We start from the raw sequence: 2466 nt of genomic DNA, 5'->3' as shown, positions 1-2466 counted from the left end.
ACTCGGCATCGAGCAGCACCGCGTCGTCCTCCCAGCTGTCCCACAGCTCGAGCGTGGCATCGACGAATTCGGTTGCGCGCTCGTATCTCCCGCCATGTTGAGGTGTGTCGTCGAGGCCGAAGTTGGCTGCCTCTTCCGGCAAGGCGGAGGTAACGATGTTCCAGCCCGCCCGCCCACCGCTGATGTGGTCGAGCGAGGCGAACTTGCGCGCCGTCGTGTACGGATCGGAGTACGAAGTCGTTGCGGTAGCGATCAAGCCGATCCGCTCCGTGGCGACGGCGATGGCCGACAGCAGCGTGACCGGTTCGAAGATCCACAGCGCGTTGTGCTTGATCCGGGAATCGACGGCCAGGGCGTCGGCGAAGAACACCGAATCCAGCTTCCCGCGCTCAGCAATCCGGGCCAGGTTCTGATAGTGCGCGACATCGAGCAGGTCGCGCTCGTTGGTGAGCGGATGCCGCCACGCGGCCTCGGCCTGCCCGACACCGAAAATGAAAAGGTTGAGGTGAAGCTGCCTGTTCGACTGAGGCATTGCGCCGAGCATCCTCCTATCCGTACACCAAATACGCACGGGAGGACGAGGATTCGTCCTCCCGTGCGTATTCCACCTCCCGACTCAGAGCAAGAGTCAGGCCGTTGTCGCCTCCGCACGCGCCGCCGCGAACTGGTTGTCCAGCTCACCGAGCCCGTAGTGGCCACGCAGCGTGGTCGAGGTGTACTCGTCGCGGAACAAGCCGCGCTGCTGCAGGATCGGGACGACCCGATCGACGAAATCTTCCAGTCCGCCCGGCAGGTACGGCGGCATGATGTTGAAGCCATCCGCCGCACCCTGGGTGAACCACTGCTCGAGCTCGTCGGCCACCTGCTCCGGCGTGCCGGCGAATGTGCGATGCCCACGTCCACCACCGAGGAGACCGATCAGCTCGCGCACGGTGCGATTGCCTTCCGCCGCAAGATCCTTCACCAGCTGGTAGCGGCTCTTGTGGCCCTCGATCTGCTCGATCGGGGGCAGCGGCGGCAGTGGGGCGTCCAGCGAGTGCTCGGTGAGGTCGACGCCGAGCATCGTGGACAGCTGGCGCAACGAGTATTCCGGCGAAATGAGATCCGTGAACGACTGCTCCAGCGCCCGCGCCTCTTCCTCCGTGTCCGCGATGAACGGCACGATGCCCGGCAGCACCTTCAGGTCGTCGGCGCTGCGGCCCGCCTTTACCACGCGAGCCTTCAGATCGCGGTAGAACTCCTGACCCTGTTCGAGCGTGCGCTGCGCGGTGAAGACTGCCTCGGCGTAGCGGGCAGCGAAATCCTTTCCGCTCTCCGAGGATCCGGCCTGCACGAGCAAGGGACGCCCCTGCAACGACCGAGGCGAGTTGAGCGGGCCGCGGATCTGGAAGTGCTCACCCTTGTGGTTGATGATGTGCACCTTGTCCGGATTCGCGAAGATGCCCGCCTCGACGTCAAGTCGCACCGCGTCGTCTTCCCAGCTGTCCCACAGCTCGATCGTGACGTCGACGAATTCCTGTGCGCGGTCATACCTTCCGGCGTGCAGAGGGGTGCCATCGAGCCCGTAGTTCGCGGCTTCGTCGGCACCGGCCGAGGTGACGATGTTCCACCCCGCACGGCCGGCGCTGATGTGGTCGAGCGAGGTGAACTTGCGGGCAGTCGTGTACGGATCGGCGTAGGTCGTCGACGAGGTCGCGATCAATCCGATTCGCTCGGTGGCCACGGCAATCGCAGACAGCAGCGTCACCGGCTCGAAGATGGCCTGCACATTGTTCTTGACCCGAGGACCGACCGCGAGCCCGTCGGCAAAGAACACGGAGTCGAGCTTGCCGCGCTCGGCGATCTTGCCGAGATTCTGGAAGTGCGCCACATCGAGCGCGTCGCCCGCATTGGTGCGCGGGTGCCGCCACGCCGCCTCATGATGACCGACACCCATGAGAAAGGCGTTGAGATGAAACTTCTTGTTCAACTTGGACATTGAGAGGTAACTCTTTCCTACGAATCCTGGCGCCAGCGGGAGAGCCGGCGTTCGATGAAGACGATGACTGCGTTGAACACGAGGCCGACGAGCGCGATCGCGATGATCCCGGCGTACATCTGCGGGATCTGGAAATTCAGCTGCGATGCGGTGATCAGGTAACCCAGACCCGCCTTCGCACCCACCATCTCGGCAGCGATCAGCACGAGAATCGAGGCAGCGGCCGCCATTCGAATACCGGTGAAGATGGACGGCACCGCAGCCGGCAACACCACCTTCTGGAACAGCCGCAACGACGAGAAACCCATGGACTGAGCGGATTTCACCAGCAACGGCTCAACAGTGCGCACGCCGGTAATGGTGTTGAGCAGGATCGGGAACGTGCAGGCGTAGACCACCAGCGCGACCTTCGACTCCTCACCGATGCCGAGGATCAGCACGAACACCGGCAACAGCGCCAGCGCCGCGGTGTTGCGGAACAACTCCAA

Annotated in this window: 3 protein-coding genes; all 3 read right to left on the bottom strand. The window is 63.8% G+C overall.

Annotation, left to right across the window (positions count from 1 at the left end; genetic code table 11):
• The coding region (locus A8G08_RS19145) for an LLM class flavin-dependent oxidoreductase (protein WP_157108667.1) at nucleotides 1-532 on the bottom strand (532 nt) is incomplete at its 3' end.
• Nucleotides 533-628: 96 nt separating this feature from the next.
• Nucleotides 629-1978: an LLM class flavin-dependent oxidoreductase gene (locus A8G08_RS19140; RefSeq protein WP_068277723.1), complete on the bottom strand. Its 1350-nt coding sequence runs from the start codon at nucleotides 1976-1978 to the stop codon at nucleotides 629-631.
• 17 nt (nucleotides 1979-1995) lie between these two features.
• The coding region (locus A8G08_RS19135; protein ID WP_157108666.1) for an ABC transporter permease at nucleotides 1996-2466 on the bottom strand (471 nt) is incomplete at its 5' end.

It is taken from the genome of Aldersonia kunmingensis (genome assembly GCF_001646865.1).
In the GTDB taxonomy this organism is placed as follows: Bacteria; Actinomycetota; Actinomycetes; order Mycobacteriales; family Mycobacteriaceae; genus Aldersonia; species Aldersonia kunmingensis.
The sequence above is the reverse complement of the archived record's forward strand: the minus strand, read 5'-3'. Positions and strand labels throughout refer to the sequence as shown.